Origin of the sequence: Pedobacter sp. PF22-3 (genome assembly GCF_026239555.1) — a bacterium.
Lineage (GTDB): Bacteria > Bacteroidota > Bacteroidia > Sphingobacteriales > Sphingobacteriaceae > Pedobacter.
On sequence record NZ_JAPIVP010000001.1, the window covers coordinates 603,187 to 627,559 of the forward strand.

The 24,373-nt window shown below is 37.6% G+C and carries 23 protein-coding genes and 4 tRNA genes; 14 read left to right on the plus strand and 13 right to left on the minus strand.

The window, feature by feature from the left end:
- Window positions 1–513 precede the first annotated feature (513 nt).
- Window positions 514–1,053 (minus strand): hypothetical protein, encoded by a 540-nt coding sequence (locus tag OQX63_RS02510; RefSeq protein ID WP_090496042.1) that lies wholly within the window; start codon window positions 1,051–1,053, stop codon window positions 514–516.
- A 151-nt stretch (window positions 1,054–1,204) separates the two neighbouring features.
- Between OQX63_RS02510 and OQX63_RS02515 the strand changes: the two genes are divergently transcribed.
- The 3 genes from OQX63_RS02515 to OQX63_RS02525 all read left to right on the plus strand — a co-directional run bounded on the left by OQX63_RS02515 (window position 1,205) and on the right by OQX63_RS02525 (window position 3,218).
- Complete coding sequence (locus OQX63_RS02515) at window positions 1,205–1,684, plus strand: thioredoxin family protein (RefSeq protein ID WP_265849314.1); 480 nt, start codon at window positions 1,205–1,207, stop codon at window positions 1,682–1,684.
- Window positions 1,685–1,884: 200 nt separating this feature from the next.
- Window positions 1,885–2,565: a uracil-DNA glycosylase gene (ung, locus tag OQX63_RS02520; protein ID WP_265849315.1), complete on the plus strand. Its 681-nt coding sequence runs from the start codon at window positions 1,885–1,887 to the stop codon at window positions 2,563–2,565.
- The gene (locus OQX63_RS02525) at window positions 2,565–3,218 is read left to right on the plus strand and encodes an alpha/beta fold hydrolase (RefSeq protein ID WP_265849316.1); all 654 of its coding nucleotides are present in this window, start codon (window positions 2,565–2,567) and stop codon (window positions 3,216–3,218) included. Before ung ends, OQX63_RS02525 begins: the two co-directional genes overlap by 1 nt.
- 171 nt (window positions 3,219–3,389) lie before the next feature.
- Here the strand turns inward: OQX63_RS02525 and trpA are convergent, their stop codons facing one another.
- From trpA to trpD, 4 genes are all read right to left on the minus strand, one after another.
- The gene (gene trpA / locus OQX63_RS02530) at window positions 3,390–4,157 is read right to left on the minus strand and encodes a tryptophan synthase subunit alpha (protein WP_265849317.1); all 768 of its coding nucleotides are present in this window, start codon (window positions 4,155–4,157) and stop codon (window positions 3,390–3,392) included.
- A gap of 106 nt (window positions 4,158–4,263) precedes the next feature.
- Window positions 4,264–5,445 carry a tryptophan synthase subunit beta gene (gene trpB, locus OQX63_RS02535; protein ID WP_265849318.1) on the minus strand — a complete coding sequence of 394 codons (1,182 nt, stop codon included), beginning with the start codon at window positions 5,443–5,445 and terminating at the stop codon, window positions 4,264–4,266.
- A gap of 193 nt (window positions 5,446–5,638) precedes the next feature.
- Entirely contained in the window at window positions 5,639–6,271 is a 633-nt protein-coding gene (locus OQX63_RS02540) for a phosphoribosylanthranilate isomerase (RefSeq protein WP_265849319.1), read from the minus strand.
- Window positions 6,265–7,254 carry an anthranilate phosphoribosyltransferase gene (trpD, locus tag OQX63_RS02545; RefSeq protein ID WP_265849320.1) on the minus strand — a complete coding sequence of 330 codons (990 nt, stop codon included), beginning with the start codon at window positions 7,252–7,254 and terminating at the stop codon, window positions 6,265–6,267. Before trpD ends, OQX63_RS02540 begins: the two co-directional genes overlap by 7 nt.
- A 458-nt stretch (window positions 7,255–7,712) precedes the next feature.
- Between trpD and OQX63_RS02550 the strand changes: the two genes are divergently transcribed.
- Complete coding sequence (locus OQX63_RS02550) at window positions 7,713–8,654, plus strand: ion channel (protein WP_265849321.1); 942 nt, start codon at window positions 7,713–7,715, stop codon at window positions 8,652–8,654.
- A 240-nt stretch (window positions 8,655–8,894) separates the two neighbouring features.
- On the opposite strand, the gene OQX63_RS02555 is transcribed toward OQX63_RS02550, so the two are convergent.
- From OQX63_RS02555 to recR, 3 genes are all read right to left on the minus strand, one after another.
- Entirely contained in the window at window positions 8,895–9,755 is an 861-nt protein-coding gene (locus OQX63_RS02555; protein WP_265849322.1) for an alpha/beta hydrolase, read from the minus strand.
- Window positions 9,756–9,883: 128 nt separating this feature from the next.
- Entirely contained in the window at window positions 9,884–10,702 is an 819-nt protein-coding gene (locus OQX63_RS02560) for an SDR family oxidoreductase (RefSeq protein ID WP_265849323.1), read from the minus strand.
- A 112-nt stretch (window positions 10,703–10,814) separates the two neighbouring features.
- Complete coding sequence (gene recR / locus OQX63_RS02565; RefSeq protein ID WP_265849324.1) at window positions 10,815–11,432, minus strand: recombination mediator RecR; 618 nt, start codon at window positions 11,430–11,432, stop codon at window positions 10,815–10,817.
- 278 nt (window positions 11,433–11,710) lie between these two features.
- Here recR and OQX63_RS02570 point away from each other — a divergent pair, with 278 nt between their 5' ends.
- From OQX63_RS02570 to OQX63_RS02585, 4 genes are all read left to right on the plus strand, one after another.
- Window positions 11,711–13,219: a sodium:solute symporter gene (locus OQX63_RS02570; RefSeq protein WP_265849325.1), complete on the plus strand. Its 1,509-nt coding sequence runs from the start codon at window positions 11,711–11,713 to the stop codon at window positions 13,217–13,219.
- A 17-nt stretch (window positions 13,220–13,236) separates the two neighbouring features.
- Window positions 13,237–13,944 (plus strand): TIGR00730 family Rossman fold protein, encoded by a 708-nt coding sequence (locus OQX63_RS02575; protein ID WP_029278019.1) that lies wholly within the window; start codon window positions 13,237–13,239, stop codon window positions 13,942–13,944.
- 135 nt (window positions 13,945–14,079) lie between these two features.
- On the plus strand, window positions 14,080–14,583 hold the full coding sequence (locus tag OQX63_RS02580; RefSeq protein WP_265849326.1) for a hypothetical protein: 504 nt from the start codon (window positions 14,080–14,082) through the stop codon (window positions 14,581–14,583).
- Between the two features lie 24 nt (window positions 14,584–14,607).
- On the plus strand, window positions 14,608–15,102 hold the full coding sequence (locus tag OQX63_RS02585; protein ID WP_265849327.1) for a hypothetical protein: 495 nt from the start codon (window positions 14,608–14,610) through the stop codon (window positions 15,100–15,102).
- 549 nt (window positions 15,103–15,651) lie between these two features.
- On the opposite strand, the gene OQX63_RS02590 is transcribed toward OQX63_RS02585, so the two are convergent.
- Together OQX63_RS02590 and OQX63_RS02595 are read right to left on the minus strand one after the other, a co-directional pair.
- Window positions 15,652–16,242 carry a DUF502 domain-containing protein gene (locus OQX63_RS02590; protein WP_265849328.1) on the minus strand — a complete coding sequence of 197 codons (591 nt, stop codon included), beginning with the start codon at window positions 16,240–16,242 and terminating at the stop codon, window positions 15,652–15,654.
- A gap of 182 nt (window positions 16,243–16,424) precedes the next feature.
- Window positions 16,425–18,884 (minus strand): bifunctional UDP-N-acetylmuramoyl-tripeptide:D-alanyl-D-alanine ligase/alanine racemase, encoded by a 2,460-nt coding sequence (locus OQX63_RS02595; protein ID WP_265849329.1) that lies wholly within the window; start codon window positions 18,882–18,884, stop codon window positions 16,425–16,427.
- 61 nt (window positions 18,885–18,945) lie between these two features.
- On the opposite strand from OQX63_RS02595, the gene OQX63_RS02600 reads away from it, so the two are divergent.
- The 3 genes from OQX63_RS02600 (at window position 18,946) to OQX63_RS02610 (ending at window position 19,757) form a co-directional block, all read left to right on the plus strand.
- Window positions 18,946–19,434, plus strand: a complete 489-nt coding sequence (locus OQX63_RS02600) for a regulatory protein RecX (protein WP_265849330.1) — start codon at window positions 18,946–18,948, stop codon at window positions 19,432–19,434.
- A 94-nt stretch (window positions 19,435–19,528) separates the two neighbouring features.
- Window positions 19,529–19,604: transfer RNA gene (locus OQX63_RS02605), tRNA-Gly, on the plus strand.
- Between the two features lie 69 nt (window positions 19,605–19,673).
- Window positions 19,674–19,757: transfer RNA gene (locus tag OQX63_RS02610), tRNA-Leu, on the plus strand.
- A 77-nt stretch (window positions 19,758–19,834) separates the two neighbouring features.
- Here OQX63_RS02610 and OQX63_RS02615 read toward each other — a convergent pair.
- On the minus strand, window positions 19,835–20,296 hold the full coding sequence (locus OQX63_RS02615) for a hypothetical protein (RefSeq protein ID WP_265849331.1): 462 nt from the start codon (window positions 20,294–20,296) through the stop codon (window positions 19,835–19,837).
- Between the two features lie 85 nt (window positions 20,297–20,381).
- Window positions 20,382–21,110 (minus strand): hypothetical protein, encoded by a 729-nt coding sequence (locus OQX63_RS02620; RefSeq protein WP_265849332.1) that lies wholly within the window; start codon window positions 21,108–21,110, stop codon window positions 20,382–20,384.
- A 392-nt stretch (window positions 21,111–21,502) separates the two neighbouring features.
- Between OQX63_RS02620 and OQX63_RS02625 the strand changes: the two genes are divergently transcribed.
- Both OQX63_RS02625 and OQX63_RS02630 read left to right on the plus strand, forming a co-directional pair.
- A tRNA-Gly gene (locus OQX63_RS02625) sits at window positions 21,503–21,575 on the plus strand.
- A 71-nt stretch (window positions 21,576–21,646) separates the two neighbouring features.
- Window positions 21,647–21,730, plus strand: a tRNA-Leu gene (locus OQX63_RS02630).
- A 460-nt stretch (window positions 21,731–22,190) separates the two neighbouring features.
- Here the strand turns inward: OQX63_RS02630 and OQX63_RS02635 are convergent.
- Entirely contained in the window at window positions 22,191–23,432 is a 1,242-nt protein-coding gene (locus tag OQX63_RS02635; protein WP_265849333.1) for a DUF1036 domain-containing protein, read from the minus strand.
- 686 nt (window positions 23,433–24,118) lie between these two features.
- Here OQX63_RS02635 and OQX63_RS02640 point away from each other — a divergent pair.
- Window positions 24,119–24,283, plus strand: coding sequence for a hypothetical protein (locus OQX63_RS02640; RefSeq protein ID WP_265849334.1), 165 nt, complete (start codon window positions 24,119–24,121; stop codon window positions 24,281–24,283).
- The last annotated feature ends 90 nt before the right edge of the window (window positions 24,284–24,373 follow it).

Below are 24,373 nucleotides of genomic sequence, written 5' to 3' on the forward strand. Positions count from 1 at the left end.
GAGCGCAGCGAGGACTATAAGCGAAAGCGGGACTAAAAACAGCCAAGAACCATTGAACGCTCATTTCCTAATCAAAAATACTATAATCAAAAAGATAGCGCCACAGTTGTCAGTCTGAGCGTAGTCGAAGACTTCTTGAGCTTTGATAAATTGCTCATAAACACCCTTCAACTACGTTAAGGGTATTTTTTTTACGATTTATTCCTTAACTTAATAACATTAGGACATCGGTGCAACCAGAGCTATTTGGCTACGGCATTATTTCGCTTGTTGGGTTTATGGTGTAGAAACCATTGTTTGTAAACCCGATTAAGCGGAATAGCCCGGAGCGCAGCGAGGACTATAAGCGAAAGCGGGACTAAAAACCGCCAAGAACCACTGAACGCTCATTTCCTAATCAAAATACTATCATCATAGAGGTGCAAAGCCATTGCAAAACACTAATCTTGTGAAGATTTGATCAAAAAAAAGCCACTTCATTTCTGAAATGGCTCTGTATACGATACATTAATACTATCTGTAACGAACTTGCTGTTGTTTGTCCATCATGCCCATCTGATCTTTCATTTGTTTAATCTGATCAGCCAGCAATTTATTTTTATCTGCTTTTTTAGCTTCAGCAAGGTACATGGTTGCCTCACGTTTGTTGCGTTTAGCCATTGCAATACCAGCTAAACTTAATTTTGCTAAAGCAATATTATGATCCATCTGCATACCTAATGCAAGCGATTTTTTAAAATATTTCTCACTTTGCATTGGCGCTGTTCTACTTTCAATTAAACCGATCAATAAGTTATAATAACCGTGTTGAACTTTAATCAACTGCGTTTCATAATTGGTAATACGATCTAAAAACATTTTTGCTTTGGGCATGTTATCTTTTCTAAGAAACCATTGTGCTAAAAGCATGTTCTCATTAAAGAAATAAGTTACCAGTACAATTATCCCCAATAAAATGGCAATAATACCCCAAGGCCAGAAACCGAAAATAAATAAAGCTACTGCGCCACCTAGTAAAGCAAACCCCGCAATTAATCTGATGATATTTGGCATAAATTATTCTAATTATTTTTTTTCGCAAATATCGTGTTTAAATGGCAGAAATTAGATTTTAAAACAATAATTTCAATAAAAATTTAAAAGTTAAAAAAAACGTCTAATAAATATGAAAATCATTTTATCTATAACCCTAATAATACTTGCAATGAACGTTTCTGCACAGGACTTGAATAAAAAAATACACGACGAAGTTCACAATAAAGATATATTGATTAACGCTTGTACGCGCGAGGGCGTTACTACTTTTCCTGAATTTAAGGAAATGTACGATCCTCTTTATGAGGCATATGTGCCAGATGCAGCAACAATGATCGAACTGAAAAAACTGATCAAAAACGAAAAAATCAAAATTGTGCTGGGAACCTGGTGCGGCGACAGCAAAGCGAACGTACCAAACTTTCTTAAAATTATAGATGCCCTGCACTTTAAAGAGAAAAATATAGAGATTATTGCTGTTGATGGCAACAAAAAGGCCCAAAATGGCATATTGGATGGCTTAGATATTGTAAGGGTACCAACTTTTATTGTTTTTGATAAGAAAGGTAAAGAATTGGGACGGATTATTGAAGGACCTAAAACAACACTTGAAGGAGATTTATTGGCGATATACAAGAAGAAATCTTAAACTTTTTGAGCTTTTTTTTGTTCCATGGTTCATATTTTAATGGTTCATAGTTGATTGCATAAGTCATTATTTTCGATAGACTATTGGTTTAAGCTAAACCATCCAAGCCATTAACGATGAGCTATCAAACCATCGACTAAAATTTATTTACAACACATTATCCAAAATCCATTTTACATTATACATCTTACATCAATATTATGTCAGCAGCATTAGAACCGGGATGGTTAGCCGTTTTAGAAGAAGAATTTGAAAAAGACTATATGATTAAACTGAAGTCTTTTTTACAGGAAGAGAAGCAGCGAGGTGCTACTATTTACCCGAAAGGGGCGGATATGTTTAATGCATTGAATACTACCCCATTTGATCAGGTAAAAGTAGTCATTCTCGGCCAGGATCCTTATCATGGTACAGGCCAGGCGCATGGTCTTTCTTTTTCGGTACAACGCGGTGTAGCGGTTCCACCTTCTTTAAAAAATATATACAAAGAGCTGGAAACTGACATTGAAGGTTTTAAAACCCCAAACCATGGCCACTTAACACATTGGGCAGAACAAGGTGTATTGCTATTAAATGCCACTTTAACCGTTCGCTCTTCAGAAGCAGGTTCGCATCAGAACCAGGGTTGGGAAATTTTTACAGATGAGATTATCAAAGCTTTATCTGAGAAACGTGAACATATCGTATTTTTATTGTGGGGTAAATATGCACAGCAAAAAGCGGCTTTAATTGATCAGAAAAAGCATTATGTTTTGACAGCTGCTCACCCATCACCATTTTCCGCATACAATGGTTTCTTCGGATCGAAACATTTTTCGAAAGCAAACCAGCTTTTGGTACAAAATAACCTGAAACCAATTGACTGGAACTTACCAGCATAATGAACGCTTATTTTATTAGCGGCCTCGGGGCTGATCAACAGATTTTTTCAAAATTAAAACTTAGCGAAAAGATCAATATTATTCATATTGAATGGATAAATCCTAATCAAAATGAGACACTTGAAGTTTACGCTGAACGCCTGAGCCGGATTATAGATACCAGTAAGCCATTTGCGTTGGTAGGCGTATCTTTTGGTGGAATGATTGCGGTAGAAATTGCTAAATTGTTAAAACCTGTAGCAACTATTATCATATCAAGCACCATATTGAGCAGCCATCTCCCTGCATTATATCGTTTCGCAGGTAAATTCAGACTGTTAAATTTGATTCCTGCTAAGCTCTTAAAAGCATCAAATAAACTTACACAGCATTATTATTTTGGCACAAAATCCAGTAGCGAGAAAATATTACTGAACAGGATTATAAAAGATACCGATCCTCATTTTTTAAAATGGGCGATCGGAAGTATTTTAAGCTGGAAAAATAAGGTTAAACCGGAAAAGATTTTTCACATCCATGGAACAAAAGATAAAATCCTCTATTCCAAAAAAGCAATGCCTGATTTCTTGATTGAAAACGGAACACATTTTATGGTTTATCAAAATGCCAAGAAAATTTCAGGTCTTATTGATCAATTGATATTGAATAACTGAATCAGCTAAAATCCTACTCCTTTCAGGATTCTGTAGAACGAAAATGCTAAAATAAATCACTAATGATAGTTTAAAATGATCGTCATCTCCTGATAGACACTGAGACATGCATTTTTAGATTTCTCTACTGCGCTACTCTGCTAGATGACGATCATTAAAGGAATTAGAATTTTAATCCTTAAATTTCTTCATAAAATTACTCACGCTTTCTTCTAAATTTCCATCGGCAATGGCTTTAACGAAAGCCGTACCAATAATGGCACCATTGGCATAAGAACAGGCCTTATCAAAAGTTTGTTTATCGCTGATCCCAAAACCGATCATGGTTGGATTTTTTAGGTTCATGTTTTTAATTCTACTAAAATAAGTTTCGGTAGTATTGCCAACTTCTAAGTTTTTACCGGTTGTAGCTGAAGATGATAACAGGTAAATAAATCCATTGGTTAAACCATCTATTTTACGAATACGCTCTTCAGCGGTCTGCGGGGTAATTAAAAATACATTGCTCAAATGATGTTTTTCGAAGCAATCTTTATAAAACTCCTCATACTCTACCATCGGCAAATCGGGAACAATGCAACCATCTACCCCTACTTCGGCACAAGCCTCACAAAATTTTTCTACACCAAACTGTAAAACCGGATTTACATAACCCATTAACAAAACCGGGATGGTTACATTTTTACGTAATTCTTTCAGCTGCTCGAAAAGCAGTTTAAGTGTCATACCCTGATCAAGCGATTGTTTACTGCTCGCCTGGATCACAGGACCATCAGCAACCGGATCAGAATAAGGAAAGCCGATTTCCAATATATCTGCCCCTGATTTTTGCAGGGCTTCAGCAATCTGAACGGTATCGCCAATATTAGGATAACCAGCGGTATAATAAATTGATAATATATTTTTCTTCTCCTGGAAGAGTTGTTTAATTCTGTTCATTGTTTTGAGATGTGAGATATGAGATGTGAGATATGAGATGTGAGATTAGATTGCCTAACAAGCGATCAATCGTCTCAAATCTCATGTCTATTGTCTCAAATCTACCTTAAAGATTAAAATATTTTATATAAGTATCCAGATCCTTGTCGCCACGGCCTGAAAGGCAAACCACTACATTTTCGCCACCTTTAAATTCCATTTTTTCTAAATAAGCCAGGGCGTGTGCACTTTCTATTGCCGGAATAATACCTTCCAATTGTGTGCAAAGTAAACCAGCTTCCAAACTTTCTTCATCTGTGATGGAAACATATTGTCCGCGGCCGGTTTTAAATAAATGTGCATGTTGTGGCCCGATGCCCGGGTAATCCAACCCCGCCGAAACCGAATGAGGCTCTACCACCTGTCCATCTGGTGTTTGCATTAAAATACTTCTGCTGCCATGTAAAACGCCTTCGTTGCCCAGGTAAGTTGTGGCCGCCGAAAATCCGCTTGACACACCCTTTCCTGCTGCTTCAACAGCGATCAATTTTACGTTTTCATCGTCCATAAAGTGATAGAACATGCCCATGGCGTTACTTCCTCCACCCACACAAGCCAAAACATAATCAGGCTGGTCACTACCGGTCTGCTCCAAAAGTTGTTTTTTGGTTTCTTCGGAAATGATGGATTGGAAAATCGCCACCATATCAGGGTAAGGATGTGGACCAACCACTGAACCGATAATATAATGTGTATCAACCGGGTTGTTGATCCAATCGCGCATAGCTTCATTGGTAGCATCCTTTAGGGTTTTACTACCCGAACTTGCAGGAACAACCTTTGCACCCAACATTTTCATACGGGCCACATTCGGCGCCTGACGCTCGATATCTACTTCGCCCATGTAAATAACACACTCCAGGTTACGCAGTGCACAAACCGTTGCGGTGGCTACACCGTGCTGACCAGCACCAGTTTCGGCAATGATGCGTTTTTTACCCAATTTTTCGGCCAGTAAAATCTGTCCGATGGTATTATTAATTTTATGCGCTCCGGTATGGTTGAGGTCTTCCCTTTTCAGGAAAATATTAGCGCCGAATTTTTCAGAATATCTTTTAGCCAGATACAATGGCGAAGGACGGCCAACGTAATCTTTTAACAGCTGATGAAACTCCTTCTGGAAATCAGGATCAGCAATAATCTTTAAATAATTCTGACGCAGTTCCTCTACATTTGGATAAAGCATTTCGGGGATGTACGCGCCTCCAAAATCTCCGTAATATCCTTTTTCGTTTACTTTGTATTTCATAATATTTTTATCAAATCGTTTGTCACATTGATAGCTGCCAAAGATAAGTCGTCATTCCAGCGCAGGCGGGAATCTTAAAGCTTATTGCATTACGATTATCTTCGATGAGCACTGCGTGGTTCCCAATCAACCCGATAGCTATCGGGTTGGGAATGACGGATAAGCCTATATTTTAATCAACTTCACAATGACATTATTTTGTATTCATTTCTTTTATAAATTCTTTAATCTTTTCTGCATCTTTCACACCTGGTTCGGTTTCGAAACGGCTATTAATGTCTAATGCATATAAACGATCGTCGTTGATGTTTTTAATGGCTATGGCATGTTCTAAATCAATTCCACCGCTTAAAAAGTAAGGTTTTGCATAGGTATATCGGTCTAAAACAGACCAATTAAATGTTTTTCCCGATCCGCCATGTGCCTTCGTTTTGGTATCGAACAGGAAATAATCAGTTGTACCCAAATAAGCTTCCAAAGCCGAAAAATCAAACTCTTCATCTATCCCAAAAGCCTTAATCACTTCTATACCAGTGAAACTTAATTGTAATGCTTCGCAATATTCTGAAGATTCGTCACCATGTAACTGAACAGCCTTTAACTTGAATGTGTTTATTTTTTCTTTTACCTTTTCAATATCCTCGTTTACAAAAACACCAACAGTTTTAATTTCAGCAGGAATGTATTTGATCAATTCTGCTGAAACATCGCTGATCAACCTTGGCGATTTTTCATAAAAAATAAAGCCTAAATAATCAGGTTGCAACCCGGCAACCGAAGCAATATTGGCCGCTAAACGCATACCACAAACCTTTAATTTTAACATGCCAGTAACTGTTTAAAACTGTTTAAAGCTTTTTTATCCCTCAGCGATTCTTCTGCTTCGTAATAGCAATCGGCAAATGACATTTCGGGTTTGATGGTTCGGATGGCCAATGCCGAATTACATAACACCACGTTGTTCTGCACATCAGTTGCCTCGCCGTTTAGTACATCCATAAATATTTTGGCTGATGATTCTACCGTATCCCCGCCTTTAATTGCATTTACATCCACCTTTTCGAAGCCCATGTCATCAAGTGTTAAAATCTGCTCGCCCTTATTTGAAAAGGTTTTTACATCACAGGTTAACGAAACTTCATCATAACCCTCCAGTGCATGTACAATAGTATAGCTTTTATCGGTATCCTGGTATAAATAAGCATATAAACGAGCCAGTTCCAAACTAAAAACGCCCACCATCTGGTATTTTGGTTGTCCTGGGTTAACCATTGGTCCCAACATATTAAAAAATGTTTTTACCCCAAGTTCTTTACGGATCGGTGCCACAATTTTCATGGCAGGATTAAACAGTGGTGCATGTAAAAAACAGATCCCCGCAGTATCTAAATTACGCCTTAAAGTAGCTTCATCGTTGGTAAAGCTATAGCCCAAGTATTCCATTACGTTTGATGATCCGCAACCCGAAGAAACACCATAATTACCATGTTTGGCAACTTGATGCCCTGCACCCGCGACCACAAATGATGATAACGTAGAAATGTTGAAGGTGTCTTTACCATCGCCACCGGTACCGCAAAGATCGATCAAGTTGTAAGCAGAAAGGTCTACTTTTACGCACATATCCAACATGGCATCCCTAAAGCCCTGCAGCTCCTGAACGGTGATATTGCGCATGGCATAAGCCGTAATAAAAGCGGCAATTTGCGAAGAATTAAATGCGCCTTCCGAAATGGAAATTAGAATGTTCTTTGCTTCTTCCCTGCTAAAACTCTTGTTTTCGAATAAATGGTTTAATATTTTTTTCATGTTTTATATTCAATCTTGCGCCATGGTTTGTGTCTCCACAAACCATTATGTTTATTCCAGTTCGTGAAGACACGAACCGTGGCGATGGTTTATTGCAATGTTATTTAACCACAGATGAAAAGGATGAACACGGATAAAAATCTGTGTGTATCTGTGTACATCTGTGACTCATTTTTCATTTATCTCTATTTTGCGCCATGGTTTGTTTCTCCACAAACCATTTATGTTTATTCTATTCCGGTTCGTGAAGACACGAACCGTGGCGCAAAAAAAAAGGATTGCTTTTTGGGCAATCCTCTTAATTGTGTTTAAAATATTTTAAAATATATAACAATAGAATTTGCCTAACGAATTTCGTTATGCCACCACCAATTGTTATTTAAGTTTTTAATTATCATGTTTGTATAAAGCAAATATTGACATTGTTTTTTAATATTCCAAAATCTTTCTAAAAATATATGGCTTTCTTTAAAAGAAAAGTACAGTTTAATGATGATTTAGGTTTCGGATCCAATCCGGTAACCAAAAACCAGCGCATGCTTAACCCGGATGGTTCGGCAAATATAGAACGTACAGGTCTGCCCTGGTTCAAATTTGATGATACCTACACCCGTTTGGTAACCATGAGCTGGACACGGTTTTTCTTTGTCATTCTTCTCGCCTACCTGGTGGTAAATACCATTTTTGCAGTTTTATATAATGTTGTTGGGATTGAAAATTTAGATGGCGCCAAAGGTGTAACCCTGCGCGATCAGTTTTTTGATGCCTTTTTCTTTTCCGCGCAAACCATTTCTACGGTGGGTTATGGCCACATTTCACCACAGGGCTTTATTACCAGTGTGCTTGCCGCTTTCGAGAGCATGTTGGGTTTACTGGCTTTTGCATTAGCTACAGGTTTATTGTATGGCCGTTTCAGCAGACCAACTTCTAAAGTGAGTTTCAGCAAAAAAATGGTGATTGCACCTTACGAAAAAAGACATGGCTTGATGTGCCGTTTGGTTAATTTACGCCGCAACCAGCTTATAGAAGTAGAAGTGCAGATGGTGATGTCGTACAATGAAACGGTTGACGGTAAGCATGTAAGAAAATTTTATCCCCTGGCATTAGAGCGCAATAAAATCGGCATCCTCTCTTTAAACTGGACCTTGGTACACCCGATTACGGAAGATAGTCCGTTTTTCGAAAAATCCTTAACCGAGCTGCAGCATGCCGAAGTAGAGGTTTTTGTAATTCTTAAAGCTTTTGATGATACTTTCTCGCAGACGATCCACACCAGAACCAGTTATCAGGATGAAGAAATAGAAATGGATGCTAAGTTTGAGAAAATGTATTATCATAACGAAGAAGGCAAAATGGTGATGGATTATAGTAAATTGGATAAGATTACGCGAACGGTGTAAAGTCACTTCTTGCTTTAAAAGTGTCTTTTTTTGGAAAGCAGGCTTCAGTGCTAATCGGTTGCGGTAGTCCCGCCATACGCTACAATCTTTTTGTGGCGCTGTCATCCTGAGGCACGAAGGATCTGTTCCATAGGCTGCAGATAACGGGACATTTAAGGCTACTGCAAACAAAAAGGATTTTCGCTGCTGTCGGGTTTGATGATTAAAGCTTCTGCAAAAAAGAAAAGCCCGCCTACCGCATTAAGATTGCTTCGTACCTCGCAATGACGATACATTTTGAATAAAATCCAAAATATCCTTATACAATTGATTCCCGCCAAAAATCATCTGACTAATCATCGGCACGTGGCTTTTGCCTTTAATTTCTTTTATTTCTACGGGAATATTATTCGCTTTAAGCTTCTCGTATAATCTCGGTGTTTGCAATTTAATGGCACCGTAGGTTTTACTTCCATAAAAAAGGAGATGTGGATTTTTGATATTGTTTATATAATCCAGCGGCGAGGCCACTTTCCATACCGCAGGCTGATCAGTAAAAGTGCGGATGAAATCGAAATAAAAATGGTCTTTTTCAGCCGTGGTTAAATATTCGTGCATGTCCAAACCAAATGGATCATTCAAGATTACTCCTTTAATCGGATTCGCTATACCAGCATGCTTAAAATACTGAGGATCGGCATTGATTAATTCAGCCAGATGTGCACCTGCAGAATGGCCCATCACAAAAATCTTCTGCGGACTTGCAGTGTAATCGGCGATATGTTTTTTAACCCATTTTATAGCTAAAGCACAATCCTCGCCCATTCTTTCATACTGAACGTTTGGCGCCAAAGGATAATTGATGATGACCGTAACTACACCTTTCCGGGCAAAATTCCTCCCCAGCCACCAATAGGTTTCTTTTTTACCACTGCTCCAGGAGCCACCATGAATAAAAATTAAAACGGGTTTATTTTTGATACTGTCGTTTTTGTAAAAAACATTCAGCGTATTGGCCTCATCGGTATTACCAGCATAATTGATATTTTTTACCTTTTTAACCTGTGCAGCAGAAAGTAACGTTTGGAACAAGAGCATCAATAAAACAAGGATTTTGTACATAAAAAAGATTTAACGCTTCAGTTAATAAACGAAATTGTTGTGGGTGTGGATTTATTGAGGAGTAGTAAGAAGTGAGTATCAAGTATCTAGACACAATTCATCCAGCGCTTAACCCTAACCGCTCTACGCTAACCCTTAATCAGCGGATTTTTCTCTTTCGCAAACAAATCAAAAACCTTTTTATCTACAAAAGCAGGGAAAAGTTTATTCATCCACACGGCCAGTTTCCCTTGTCTGGTCATTACCAAAGTACGTTTGCGTTGTTCAATGCCATCGGCAATAATGCTGGCCACTTCTTCTGATGACATCATTTTACCTTCATCCATACTGGTTTCGCCATGTGCAGCACCATCTTTCGATAAAGCCGTTACCCGGATGTTAGAAGCCGTAAAGCCAGGACAGGCCACCATTACATTTACGCCGGTTTTAAGCAATTCGGTACGTAAAGATTCCATAAAACCGTTCATGGCAAATTTTGAGGCTGAATAACCTGTACGGCCTGGCAAACCGCGGTAACCTGCAATAGACGATACGCCCACCACTGTTCCTTTTGTTTTTAAAATCTCTGGCAAAGCATATTTGGTGCAATATACGGTTCCCCAAAAGTTTACATCCATTAGGTTTTTAAGTACCGATAAATCCAGATCGTTAAATAGCGCACGCATTGATAATCCGGCATTGTTCACCAGGATATCTATTTTTTGAAAAGAAACCAGGGTTTGTTTTATAATGAGTTCGCAATCGGCCTCTTTACTTACATCTGCTTGTACGGCAACAGCCCTAATATTATATTTCTTTTCTAAATCAGCGGTAATTTCGCACAGGGTAACGTATTGGCGGGCAGCTAAAACCAGGTTGGCACCACGCTTAGCAAATTCTTCTGCACAGGCTTTTCCAATTCCGCTTGATGCCCCGGTGATGATGATTACTTTATTTTTTAGGTTCATTTGTATTTTAGTAGCAAGTATGGAGTAATTAGTATCAAGTAGTGAGTAGCAAGTATTGAGTAGTAAGTATCAAGACTGGATACTGCTTTAATTATTATAGGCTATGTTATGACTATTTCATCATCGCTGTTTCGTAAGGCACGCGGGTGATGATTGATCGGCCCAAGGTAATTTCATCGGTATATTCGAGTTCGCCACCAAATGCAATTCCACGCGCAATGGTGGTTACGGGAACATTAAATTCTTTTAGTCTTTTATAAAGGTAGAATAAGGTGGTATCTCCCTCCATATTCGGACTTAAAGCTAAAATCACTTCTTTAATGCCTCCTGCTGCCATCCTGGTGACCAAACCATCAATAAACAGATCAGAAGGGCCTATACCATCCATTGGCGAAATTAAACCACCTAAAACATGGTAAACGCCAAAATACTGTCCAGTATTTTCAATGGCCATTACATCACGCGTATCTTCTACCACACAAATGGTTTCTTTATCACGTTTATGCGAAGTACAGATTTCGCAAACCGTATAATCAGAAATATTATGGCAGGTACTGCAGTGTTTAATCTGTTGTTTAAGTTTTATAAACGTATTACCAAACTGATTTACCTCCTCCTGCTCCTTATTTAAAAGATGTAATACCAAACGCAAAGCTGTTTTTTGCCCCACACCAGGAAGTTTTGAGAATTCGTTTACCGCATCTTCGAGCAGTTTGGATGAAAAATTCATAGTGCAAAAATAGGTAAAATCGTTTGTTAGTTCAATAGTTCATTAGTCATTGGTTCATTGGTAATTGCAAATTGCCAACTGAAAACTGGATATTGGTTTATTGATAACTGCAAATTGCCAATTGCCAACTGAAAACGAGCAACCTTTCCTACTCATTTGTTACAGGACGTTTTTACTCCGGACTTCCGACTTCCGACTTCCGCCTTCCGACTTCCGACTAACAAGAATATTGCTTGATTTGATAGTTTTCTTTACATTTATCAGCTTAAAACAAAACTATGTCACCAACCATTCTCTTATGTTTTCTAATTGGTTACTTTCTGCTACTGATTATTATTTCGTTTGTAACCTCTCAAAAATCGTCAGACAATAGCACCTTTTTTGTTGCCAATAGAAATTCTAAATGGTACCTCGTGGCTTTTGGAATGATTGGAACAGCACTTTCTGGCGTTACTTTTATTTCGGTACCAGGAGAAGTTGGTGCACCCAGCGGAAACCAGTTTCAATATTTCCAATTTGTGCTGGGTAATGCGGTCGGCTTTATCATTATAGCCACAGTTTTGCTCCCGCTCTACTATCGGATGAACCTTACCTCGATTTACAGTTATATCGAAAAGAGATTAGGCCATTATAGCTACAAAACCGCTGCATCGATATTTTTATTGAGCCGAACATTGGGTTCAGCGACCAGATTATACCTGGTAGTAATTGTTTTACAACGTTTTATCTTCGACAATTATGGGATTCCATTCTGGTTAACGGTATTAATTTCATTGGCATTGATATGGTCGTATACTTTTAAAGGCGGGTTAAAAACCATCATTATTACCGATACTTTACAAACGTTCTTCCTCGTTTTATCTGTTTTCTTAACCATTTATTTCATTTGCAATAGCCTTAATTTCAATATCCCTCAAGCCTTTGAGACCGTAAAAAACAGCAGTTATTCCAAAATATTCTTTTTAGATAATTTCCTGACCAATAAGTTCTATTTCAGTAAACAGTTTATCGGTGGTATTTTTGTAACCATTGCCATGACGGGTTTAGATCAGGACCTGATGCAGAAAAACCTGAGCATGGGAACCATTAAAGAAGCACAGAAAAACATGTTCACCTTTACTGGTGTATTTGTAATTTTAAATGTTTTCTTTTTAAGTGTAGGCGCATTGCTATACATTTTTGCAGCGAAAAATGGTATCGATATTCCATTAGATCACATTACGGGTAAACCGCGTACAGATTTATTATTCCCAGAAATTGCGTTGAACAACCTTGGCGCAATACCGGCCATTATTTTTATGCTGGGATTAACCGCAGCCACATTTGCTACAACCGACTCAGCCCTTACTGCCTTAACCACCTCATTTTGTGTCGACTTTTTAGGCATGGCTAAAGCAGAAAATGTAAATGCCAAAGATGCTGTAAAAAAACGCCATACGGTCCACATAGCCTTTTCTATTTTGATGTTCCTGGTGATTCTCGTAATCAATGCGTTGAACAGTTCCTCAGTTGTGAGTTTGATTTTCACCATTGCATCTTACACCTACGGACCGCTTTTAGGCTTATATAGTTTTGGATTATTTGTAAAAAAACGTGGTCTTCACGATAAATTAGTGCCGATAGTTTGCATATTATCGCCTTTTTTATGTTACTTGCTTGCAAGCAATTCGGCCTCAATTTTAGGTGGATATGTTTTTAGTGTTGAACTGATTTTAATTAATGGTTTAATCACATTTATAGGTTTGTTATTCATCAGCAAAAAGACTGATGCGCAGACAAAGTTTTAATATTAGAATAACAGTATATGACGAGTGAAGAAAAAATTAGAAGTGCTTTTGAGAACAAAGACTGGCAGGAAATTAAAGTAACCGATTCCTGGCAAATTTTTAAAATCATGGCCGAATTTGTAGACGGCTTTGAAAAATTGGCTAAAATTGGTCCATGCGTTACCATTTATGGTTCGGCACGTACTGCCCAAACACACCGGTATTACCAATTGGCCGAGCAATGCGGTAAATTATTAACTGATAGAGGTTACGGTGTAATTACTGGAGGTGGTCCGGGTATCATGGAAGCTGGTAACAAAGGCGCCCATACCAATGGAGGGAAATCTGTAGGTTTAAACATTGAACTACCATTTGAGCAGTTCCACAATAAATATATCGATCATAATAAGTTGCTGGAGTTTGATTATTTCTTTGTGCGTAAGGTAATGTTCATGAAATATAGTCAGGGTTTTGTGGTCTTACCTGGTGGATTTGGCACTATGGATGAACTGTTTGAAGCCTTAACCCTCATCCAGACCGGAAAAATTGCCCGTTTCCCTATCGTATTGGTTGGTGTTGATTATTGGGGCGGACTAATCGACTGGATTAAAGGAACCATGTTGCAAAAAGAACACAATATTCATGAAGAAGATTTAAACCTCTTCAGATTGGTTGATACGGCAGAAGAAGCCGCAGAACATATTTTCCGTTTCTATGATAAATATGTGCTTAAACCGAATTTTTAATGCTGTTGATTAATCGGTTAACTGTTGAAATTGGCTAATTGAAAACTGATAACTGAAAAAGTGCTTACAAAACATAAGCACTTTTTTATTGTAACAACTTCAACAAAAGGGTATCTAAAATAAAACGCAACAAAAATGTCGAAATTTATCAACTGGAAGAGTAATTGGTGTAGCGGGAATTTTCAACTCTTTGTAGATGGGCTTCAAAAAGGCGCCATTACTTTCGGAATGTGGACAAGCAACGCCGAAAGTGTGTTTGAAGATCAAAACTTTCTATTTGTAAACGAGGGATTTTGGCAATCAAGCACCAAGGTAATCGATCGTAAAACAAATGAAGTAATTGCAATGATTACTTACGACACCTGGAAATCAAAAGCAGTAATCAGCTTAAAATCCGGTGAGCAGTATGAATGGAAAGCAACCGGTATCTGGAAATCGCAATGGACGGTAAGCAATTATAAAGATGAGCACATTATGTACAATTCGAGCAGCAATAGTGGAGCAATATCTTCCGATACCGATAATAAATTGTTGGTAATTGCGGGATTATTTATTAAACAGGTTTACAACAGACAGACCATTCTCATAATTGCCTGTATTGTTCCTGTTATTACCACCTCAACACTTCGTCACCATTAATGATGTAAATTAAATCTTTGTGAGATGGAACAGGTATTAAGTTGGAGAAAAGGTTTATTTGACAGTAACTATCAGGTATTTAACAACGGATTTTTAAAATTCTCAATGAATTTTATTTCCTGGAAAAATTCGGCTATAGCCACTACCCCAGCTGGTATTTACATGTTTAAAAGTGAAGGGTTTTCTAAACCTGAAACTAAATTATTAAACAATAAGAACGAGGTTTTAGCCATAATTACTTACGATTGGGGGCGTTTTCAAGCTAAAATTGTATTTGCTTCCGGTGATACTTTTGATTGGAGTTTTCAAAACAGCTGGTTAAAGCGATGGTCTTTAAATAATCATCAGGATAAACAGATTTTGTTCAATGCTTCAACAGGGAGTGGTTTGTTACACACCAATGTAGATGATGATCTGATCATTTTGTGCGGACTTTTTGTCCGGGAATATTATTCGAGACTGATTTTCGGTCTGATTATTTTTATATGCTGCATGCTTACCTTTAAGAGTATTTTTTAGTTGTCATTCTGAGCGCAGCGAAGAATCTTTTCGTTTCAGTTAAATTCCTTAAACATAAAAGATACTGAAATAAGTTCAGTATGACGATAGTGAGCAGAATATTTCAATTTGTCATTCTGCGCGCAGCGAAGAATCTTTTCGTTTCAGTTAAATTCCTTAAATATAAAAGATACTGAAACAAGTTCAGTATGACGATAGTGAGCAGAATATTTCAATTTGTCATTCTGAGCGCAGCGAAGAATCTTTTCGTTTCAGTTAAATTCCTTAAATATAAAAGATACTGAAACAAGTGCAGTATGACGATAGTGAGCAGAATATTTCAATTTGTCATTCTGAGCGCAGCGAAGAATCTTTTTGTTTTAGTTGAATTCCTTAAACATAAAGTTACTGAAGCAAGTTCAGTATGACGATAGTGAGCAGAATGTATCCTATCTTCTAAATGCAGTATCGAGACGCTAAAACTAGATGAAAACTGATTTTCGGCTCTTTATCTGTCTATTATGCCTGCCCAGTTTTATTGATGAAATATCGTAATCATTTAGAAAGTATTTAAAGGCCACTAACACCACCGCTCACCACCATTTTCATGGCATCGGCTGCTGACATTTTTAGATCGGTAACCTTATCACGCTGTACTATGCATAGCTGACCTGCAAATGAATAGGAGAGCGGAAAATAAACGGCTACTTCGTCAGGCAGATCGAGTTTATGCAAATCGTTCTGCGTTAAAAAACCAATCTTTTTTAAACCGCCCTCTACCTCAACTAATACCGGATGGTTAAATTTCTTTTCGTCGCCCACAAAGGCTTCGGTTAGATCTTTTATGGAAGAGTAAATAAAATTAAGCAAGGGCAGGCGCTGCATCATCCGCTGAAACCAGTTGTACATGGGTTCGGTTACCAAATTGGTGACAAAAATTCCCGCAAGTAAAATGATGGTCAAAACGGTCAACAAACCTAAACCGGGAATATTGCGACTTTCGCCTGTGTGCGGATTTACGCCTAAGATATTGTTTACATTTAACCAGCTATCAACTGTTGTAACTGCCCAAACCACAATAAAAATACTTACGGCAATGGGTACAACAATTAATAAACCTTTAATTAAATAGTTTAAAATGGCTTTCCCGACTTTATTCATGGTGCAAAAATAACATTTTTTTTAGTTCATTTGTTCACTAGCCATTAGTTCATTTGTGCATGATGCCTATCTTAGCAATTAGTAGTTGCCGTTGGCTATGAACCATCAAGCTATTGACCAATGAACCGACGACTAATAGGCAATTCGCTATACTAATGACCAATAAACCAATGACTAATGAACTACTCGTAGAAATAAACTCTCTTTACCCTTTGCGAGATATTGGTTAAAATTTCATAAGGAATGGTATTGATATCTTTCGCCAACTCCATAATGGTATGCTCTTTATTAAAAACAATAGCCTCATCGCCCGGTTTCACCTCAATGCCGGTAATATCCAGCATGGTCATATCCATACAGATTGAGCCAATTGTAGGCACCAAATGGCCATTGATGAGCATTTTGCCAACGCCATTACCAAAATACCGCGTGTATCCGTCTGCGTAGCCAATTTTTACGGTTGCTATTTTTCCACCATTTGGCATGAGTCCTCTCCTACCATAACCTACAGTTTCTCCTGGCGCTAAAGTCTTCACCTGCGTAACCGTAGTTTTAAGTACCATTACCGTCTGCAAACCCCGGTTATTGGCTAAAGCAGAATCAAAACCATACAACCCTATACCCAAACGAACCATATCCATTTGTGCATCTGGCCAGCGTGAGATCCCAGAGGTATTGGAGATATGCAATAATGGCTTATAACCTAAAATGTTAACCAATTGATTGGCGACGATTTTAAATCTATCAATCTGCTGCTGGGTAAATCCATCATGCTCTGCGGCATCACTAGCCACGAGGTGAGAAAAAACACTCTGTACTTTAACCCTTGCGGAATCTTTTAAGAGGACAGATAAGGCATCCATTTCGGCTTGATCGAAGCCCAAGCGATGCATACCACTATCTATTTTAATGTGGATAGGATAATCGAAATCATAATCTGATAGTGCGTTTAAGAAACTGCTTAGAATTTCTACACTATAAATTTCGGGTTCTAACCTGTGCTTGATAATGGCTTCGAAGGCAGATTCTTCCGGACTCATCACCATAATAGGTAAAGTAATTCCTGCTTTACGCAAAGCAATACCCTCATCGGCATAAGCTACTGCCAGATAATCTACCTTGTGGAACTGCAATAAATTGGCGATTTCGAAACTTCCGCTTCCGTAAGAAAAGGCCTTAACCATTGCCATTATTTTAACGTCTGGCTTAATTTTAGACCGGTAAAACTGCAAATTACCTACCATGGCATTCAAGTCGATCTCTAAAACCGTATCGTGTATTTTTTGGGTGAGTAATTTACTGATGCGTCCAAATTCATAACGCCTGGCCCCTTTTACCAATATAGTTTCATGGTTAAAGTGTAAACCCGGAAAAGCCTCTACAAAAGCATTGGTATTGTCAAAAAACTGGGTTTCGAACTTAAAAAGTTCGGCATAACGGGCAATGTTTGTCCCAATGCCGATCAATCGGTTTATCTTTTTTTGCGAGAGCAGCTCAGCTATTTCAGTATACAAATCAAAATCGTCTCTTCCGGTTTCGAATAATTCAGAAAGAATAACGGTTTTCTTGGGATGCTGGTTCTGTTGATTTAAAAAATCCAGCGCAATAGCTAAAGAAGAAATATCAGCACTGTACGAATCGTCAATAATGGAGCACTGATTGATGCCGTTTTTCAGCTCCAGGCGCATACTTACATGGCTCAGTTTCTCCAGGCGCAGATCGGCCTGCTCTGGTGTATAACCTAAAGCCAATAAAGTTGCCCAGCAGATCATGCCATTTTCTATCGATGCTTTATCTTTAAAAGGTAATATGCATTCAATTTCTCTATTTTGATAAATGGCTCTTAAATAACATTTTCCTTCAATAGGTTCAACAGTGGTGATCTGAAGATCTGCTGCCTGTTTGCTGCTCCAGCTAAACTGTTTTTTACCCGGCAGATTTTTTACGCCAATTTCATTTACATACTCTGGTGAATAAATAAATAGTTGAGATGCTGCAAAGAGTTTCAATTTTTCGGTGAGTTTTTCTTTTTTGGAACTGAATCCTTCAGCATGTGCCTCACCGATGTTGGTTAAAATTCCGATTTCAGGGCGGATAATTTCTGCCAGATATTGCATCTCATTAACGGCAGAAATACCAGCTTCAAAAATGCCCAAGGTATCGTCGGCCTCAATTTGCCATACAGAAAGCGGCACCCCAATTTGCGAATTATAACTTTTCGGACTCTTCACAATATTAAAATCGGATGCCAGAAGCTGATATAACCATTCTTTAACAATCGTTTTCCCATTGCTACCTGTTATACCAATTATTTTTAGATTGAATTGATTTCGATGATAAGTGCTTAACTTTTGTAGTGCTTCCAAGGCATCATTTACCAATAAAAAGTTGCAGTCTGGATATTCGAGAATGTATCTTGCTTCGGTAACGACAAAATTCCTGATTTCTTTTGCATAGGCATCTTTAATAAATTCGTGGCCGTTGCGGTGCGAAGAAAGGGCAAAAAACATAGAACTTTCAGGTACCAAAACCGAACGGCTATCGATTACCAGATAATGGATAATCACCTCGCCATCAACTAATTTCGTATTGGCGTTTAAAATTTCGGCAATTTTGGCAACGGTATATATTGGATTTTGCATGCTATTATATTCAGAAAAATACGGTAATCGCTTTTATTTTTACGAATTTCAGTAATTAATTATGAAAAGCGGTAAACAAGAAGCAGTATTATTAGATAAAAAACAAGCTTTGGCCAAAGCCGAAAGTTTTTGCGTTTACCAGGAGCGCTCGCAAAAAGAAGTGCGATACAAATTGGTTGAATGGGGCATGCGTGGCGACGAACTGGAAGAAATTATTACCGACCTGATCATCAACAATTTTTTAAATGAAGAAAGATTTGCCAAAAGTTATGCATCAGGTAAATTTAACATCAAACATTGGGGCCGGATTAAAATTAAGCAGGGGCTGAAATTAAAAGGTGTTCCGGATAAAATACTGCAAAAAGCAATTTATAGTATTGATGAGGATGATTATTTGCAAACGATAGAAAAATTAGCGGTAAAAAAAGCGGAAAGTTTGGGAGAAAATGATCCTTTTAAAAGGAAAAATAGGCTGATGAGCTACCTTCAGGCAAAAGGATTTGAAACTGATTTAATTTTACTGGTACTGAAAGCCAGCAATTTAAATTAAATATTAAATTTTTAATAAAAAATCTCTTGACAGAAATATAAATCTGCCTATATTTGCATCACCAAAACGAAACGACAACATCAGTTTTGTAAATGCGAAAGTAGCTCAGTTGGTAGAGCACGACCTTGCCAAGGTCGGGGTCGCGAGTTCGAATCTCGTCTTTCGCTCCAAAATGCCTTCCTACCAGAAGGCATTTATTTTAAAGTTAACCAAGCCGTTGGAGATCGGCAGCGGCTAATGCTCGGGTGGTGGAACTGGTAGACACGCAGGACTTAAAATCCTGTGCTTTCAAAGGCGTGCGGGTTCGATTCCCGCCCCGAGTACACAACAAAAAGTCCGGTCAAAATTGATCGGACTTTTTTGTTTTTGATCTGCATACTTTAGTAGCGCTCACTTAATATTACCCAGCGATTGTATCTGTACTAGTGAAACTATTTAATATCCTATTTTTTCTTCTAAACCGCAGATATAAGATTGTAGTGATGCATGGATAAACTATCGAAAAGATCAAAAGTTCTGTGAGCACATTTTTACTCACTTCATAAGTTGATATCCATAAACTAATCACGGGTATCGCCACCCCTAAAATAGGTGCTCCAGAAAAGCTAAGCCAGGAAAGAACAGCATTACGCCTTACCTTATGGATGAAATTCAGAAAAACGGTAAAAGAGCAAATTACCACTGCAGTAAGGTATAATAATGAATACCCCAGATTTAAAACGATATTTAATAAATACAGCACATTTGAGAAGAACCCACTGCCGGTAGCAGTTTTATTCATAATGGTAATGGTGTAGGCAGCATATAAAACTAAACCTAACAATAAATCTATTATCCAATATTTTAAAATAATTTTGTGCATTGTTAAAGTTTACCGGTTGCTGCGTGATCCAATTATTATAAAATGTATTACCAGGTTAAAAGCACTTAGCCGATTAAATATAGCATTAATTAAATACGACCAGTTTATTCTCCGCCAGATTATACTCATAAATCCGGCCATTTTCTTCTCCTAAATAAAGCCATTGAACAATATTACGGCCATTTGGCCCAACCGGGGCAATACCAATCACCCTGTAGTGCTGACCGTTTCTTTCTGCCGATTCGATAGAATAAGTCAGCTCCTGCCGGTTTTTTATAGCAGCCTGCAGCGAAGGATTTTTCGTTTGTGTAAGGTAATACTCCATTAACAAATAAATTTTGTTAAGGTATGATGAGGTAAATTCCTCGTCAGTAGACCATGTATATTTTATTTTTTTATCGTAGGTCTTTCTGAATGAAGTTACCGGACCGTCACCTGTTTTCTTTATGGAAAGTATTAATTTGGCGGGCATTTCAGACTCATTATCTCCAGGAATGGTAACCATATCATTTTTCCAGACAACTTGTATCTGGTCTCCACGATTTAGGTTTCTGGCAGTATCAGTTTCATTGATGAAACTAAATGTACTATCACCTTTGTTTGCTAAAATTTGAAAATAATCACCGTCATCAAGATATTCCACAAAAGTTAATTGGGCAACATGCTCAAGTTTATTATTTTGTTTTTTTGGGGTAACATTTTGGTCATAAACAGGACTTAGCTTTCCTGATTCTTTCCTTTCTACTGTTTTTGAATGGCAGGCCAACAGACCGCACATCCCTATAATGTTGAGTGCATTTATTAGTTTATTCATTCGGTAAACTGTTTTATCATTTGCTTAAATAAAATCAAACCGTGTTTCCATTCTAAGCTGCAAATACTAACCTTCATTTATATAGGTCTGAGCAATTTACAAAAAGTTAATATTGATCAAAATAATTAATTGTAGCTGATGTAATGGATAGACAGCAATTTTATTATTTTTTTTATGCCTGATCAAATCCCCCATCTGCTAACAACCCTCATTTTAAATCCCTGATAATCTTCAAATTTCAAGATTAAATCATAAAAATTGATCAACTACCTCAACACAAAAAGCCACTAAACACGCCTTAAAAAACAAAAAAAATAAAATTATTTTTTGATAGTTATATTTATATTTCTATATTTGCAACCCCAAAGGAATACAACACCATGTATTAATTTGCGAAAGTAGCTCAGTTGGTAGAGCACGACCTTGCCAAGGTCGGGGTCGCGAGTTCGAATCTCGTCTTTCGCTCTAAATGCCTTCCTACCAGAAGGCATTTATTTTTAAGTTAACCAAGTCGATGGAGATCGGCAGCGGCTAATGCTCGGGTGGTGGAACTGGTAGACACGCAGGACTTAAAATCCTGTGCTTTCAAAGGCGTGCGGGTTCGATTCCCGCCCCGAGTACAACAAAAAATCGAACAAAAGCCTTGATGAAAATCAAGGCTTTTGCTTTTATGATCGGTCTGATTGTTTTCTAAATTATTCATAAAAGTGAAAATATCACTAAAAAACAACACTTTAGGCAAACTTGTTCTCTGAGACATAATACAGTTCATTCCTGACATACTTTAAAAGCTCTCTTTTAATAGAGATGCGTTTCTGGGAACTGCAGCAATATTGTTCCCAAAGTTGAACTTTTGCTTTATTAATTCAGGGACTTAATATTACTACAGGCACAGGCACTCTTTCACGCTTAATCATAATAGATCGTTTTATAGCATAATACTTCACCAAATAAATACTAAAAATCAATATTTTAAAATATAAAAATAACCAAATAAAATCAAGGTCCTGAGCATAGCCCACAAAAAAACAAACAGGCTTGATTTATATTATTATAGATTTTTCCTGTGAGGATAACAGTCTAATCATCAATCCTGGAGACTATAGCCACTACCTGAATAGCTACATGTATCCCGTAAGTCAGACTTGGATTTTCAATACCAATTACAGGATTTAAAAGACTATTCCCCTTTAAATCTACAATACCTGATTTAAAGTTAGTCCTGCTGCCCGCTCTCCAAAACGAAAAATTCTGTTTAGAGCGAAAAGCATTATAAGAGCCATCAAGTAGATAAACATTACAAAAATCCCCTCCGGGAGGAGCCGTTAACATACCAACACCGGCAGATAGAACCCCGCTTTTATCAATAAGCTTAGTCAATTGCCCTGCCAGGCTAAACAATTTGGTATACCCATCAATATCATCCTTATTTCTGGAGGCAGAAAACTCATAATACCATTCTACAGTCCCCTTGGGTAATACAATAGGATACATCGTCCTGGACTTTCCATCAAGAAGCGCTTCATTACCTGTACTATTCAAAAAGAAAGATTGCAATGGAAACTTTACCACCTCAAACATGGATTTAGAGACTTTCACTTCATTTCCAGAAAAATCAGTTTTGGAAATGAGGGCTCCCTGTTCATAGTCAGCTTCTCTTTCTTTGCTACCATCTTCCTTATACCAAATGCAATGACCGTTATATAACAAAGGCTTTGCCGATACCAGCTTAAATTCCGCGCGAAGCTTACCATCAGCATAAAAATCCTTACACCATCCGATGGGCTTTCCATCATCAAAAGTTACTTCCCGATACATCTTTTCATCTTCCTTTTTCTCCGCATAATCCCCATATTTATCCAAAGGAAAGCGCCATTTTCCTTGCGCCTTCCCTCCACATTTTAAGTTCACCGGATTGAAAGTAATTGTATAAGAGCTTTTACCTTCTAAATTAACCAGGTTGAAACGGTAAATCTTTATGAGCTGCGAGGCATAATCAATAGCCTTATCAGCATTGGGAATAGTAAAGGCATCCTGAGTATTTACATAAAGAGAATACTGGCCAAAATAGCCCTGGTCACATTTCTCAATCTTCGCACAGTAATAAAAATTGGGATTACTTAAAGCTGTATAATTATATACTGGCTTCTCTTCTCCAGGTTCAACAGGAAACCATCCTTTAGTAGTCCAGCCAGTATGCACGTCCCTATAACCGTAAGCCACATAAACTTTAGAAAAACCCTCATTTTTAAGGATCACTTGCGCAGATAGCGAAAAGCTATCAAGCAAAAAAATAAAAAGAGCGAAATAGATTCTACGCATAAAAAAATAACAGTCAGTAATTAAATGGAATTCCATCTAGTGGATGCAAAAACAGAAGCCGCAAAAAAAACAGAGAGATTCAAACAGTAAAAAATCGAGCGCCATAAGAGAATTTAGTCCACAAACATAGCAAAATCAGATCAAACAAAAACAAAAACATCCAAAAAGACAAGCTGCAGATCCAAATCTACAGGAGAGTAACGGCATCAACATGCCGATATCAAAATGAGAAAAAATAAAATAAAGCCACTGACAATCGTCAGCAGTTCATTCCCCAAAACAATCTTTCTGATTATTTCTTGCTATTTTCCTTTTCAGGCACCTTAGTTTTAAAAACCTCCCGAACTATGAGCGTGAAGGATTTTTAGAACAAAATATTTTAACTTTTTTTGGAAATTTTGAAGTTCTTTATGCAACTTTTTTTTTATCTAACACCTCTAAGAAGCCAGAAAGGTATTGTGATAATTTCCCACCTACTGTACAACAAAAAAATCGAACAAAAGCCTTGATGAAAATCAAGGCTTTTGCTTTTATGATCGGTCTGATTGTTGTGAAGAATTAAGACATCGGATGTTAAAATACAGAACCTCTTATAGATCAAGCAAAAAAGTTAGGAAGCACTTCACCGCAATTCTTTAAACGGAACAATAATTCAGTTGATTGATTAATTTTGTGCTGTTTTACCCATGTTAAAAACATTACACCTGATCTATCAGCTTACCTTTTCACCAACCGGGAACGTTGTTGATAACCAGCTTATTATCATTTCAAAAAAAGCTTTTAAGGATAAAGTGATTATTGGCTACCATAACCCGGGGCAGGATCCTATTTTGAATAAATATGTGAACTGATTTTTCGTATAAAATCTTAAAATAATGAATTAGGAAACCTCACTTACCAAGTGAATGAATGATTTTTAGTATCCCATTTTTTTAGATTCA

Excerpts from the sequence above, each read along its gene's own strand:
- recR (WP_265849324.1), bottom strand. The coding sequence starts at position 11,432 with ATGAATTTTTCATCCAAACTGCTCGAAGATGCGGTAAACGAATTCTCA.
- OQX63_RS02525 (WP_265849316.1), top strand. The coding sequence starts at position 2,565 with ATGAACGCTTATTTTATTAGCGGCCTCGGGGCTGATCAACAGATTTTT.
- OQX63_RS02550 (WP_265849321.1), top strand. The coding sequence starts at position 7,713 with ATGGCTTTCTTTAAAAGAAAAGTACAGTTTAATGATGATTTAGGTTTC.
- OQX63_RS02540 (WP_265849319.1), bottom strand. The coding sequence starts at position 6,271 with ATGTTAAAATTAAAGGTTTGTGGTATGCGTTTAGCGGCCAATATTGCT.
- ung (WP_265849315.1), top strand. The coding sequence starts at position 1,885 with ATGTCAGCAGCATTAGAACCGGGATGGTTAGCCGTTTTAGAAGAAGAA.
- OQX63_RS02515 (WP_265849314.1), top strand. The coding sequence starts at position 1,205 with ATGAACGTTTCTGCACAGGACTTGAATAAAAAAATACACGACGAAGTT.
- OQX63_RS02585 (WP_265849327.1), top strand. The coding sequence starts at position 14,608 with ATGGAACAGGTATTAAGTTGGAGAAAAGGTTTATTTGACAGTAACTAT.
- OQX63_RS02620 (WP_265849332.1), bottom strand. The coding sequence starts at position 21,110 with ATGAATAAACTAATAAATGCACTCAACATTATAGGGATGTGCGGTCTG.
- OQX63_RS02560 (WP_265849323.1), bottom strand. The coding sequence starts at position 10,702 with ATGAACCTAAAAAATAAAGTAATCATCATCACCGGGGCATCAAGCGGA.
- OQX63_RS02580 (WP_265849326.1), top strand. The coding sequence starts at position 14,080 with ATGTCGAAATTTATCAACTGGAAGAGTAATTGGTGTAGCGGGAATTTT.
- OQX63_RS02640 (WP_265849334.1), top strand. The coding sequence starts at position 24,119 with ATGTTAAAAACATTACACCTGATCTATCAGCTTACCTTTTCACCAACC.
- trpD (WP_265849320.1), bottom strand. The coding sequence starts at position 7,254 with ATGAAAAAAATATTAAACCATTTATTCGAAAACAAGAGTTTTAGCAGG.
- OQX63_RS02510 (WP_090496042.1), bottom strand. The coding sequence starts at position 1,053 with ATGCCAAATATCATCAGATTAATTGCGGGGTTTGCTTTACTAGGTGGC.
- OQX63_RS02600 (WP_265849330.1), top strand. The coding sequence starts at position 18,946 with ATGAAAAGCGGTAAACAAGAAGCAGTATTATTAGATAAAAAACAAGCT.
- OQX63_RS02615 (WP_265849331.1), bottom strand. The coding sequence starts at position 20,296 with ATGCACAAAATTATTTTAAAATATTGGATAATAGATTTATTGTTAGGT.
- OQX63_RS02590 (WP_265849328.1), bottom strand. The coding sequence starts at position 16,242 with ATGAATAAAGTCGGGAAAGCCATTTTAAACTATTTAATTAAAGGTTTA.
- OQX63_RS02570 (WP_265849325.1), top strand. The coding sequence starts at position 11,711 with ATGTCACCAACCATTCTCTTATGTTTTCTAATTGGTTACTTTCTGCTA.
- OQX63_RS02555 (WP_265849322.1), bottom strand. The coding sequence starts at position 9,755 with ATGTACAAAATCCTTGTTTTATTGATGCTCTTGTTCCAAACGTTACTT.
- OQX63_RS02595 (WP_265849329.1), bottom strand. The coding sequence starts at position 18,884 with ATGCAAAATCCAATATATACCGTTGCCAAAATTGCCGAAATTTTAAAC.
- trpB (WP_265849318.1), bottom strand. The coding sequence starts at position 5,445 with ATGAAATACAAAGTAAACGAAAAAGGATATTACGGAGATTTTGGAGGC.
- OQX63_RS02635 (WP_265849333.1), bottom strand. The coding sequence starts at position 23,432 with ATGCGTAGAATCTATTTCGCTCTTTTTATTTTTTTGCTTGATAGCTTT.
- OQX63_RS02575 (WP_029278019.1), top strand. The coding sequence starts at position 13,237 with ATGACGAGTGAAGAAAAAATTAGAAGTGCTTTTGAGAACAAAGACTGG.
- trpA (WP_265849317.1), bottom strand. The coding sequence starts at position 4,157 with ATGAACAGAATTAAACAACTCTTCCAGGAGAAGAAAAATATATTATCA.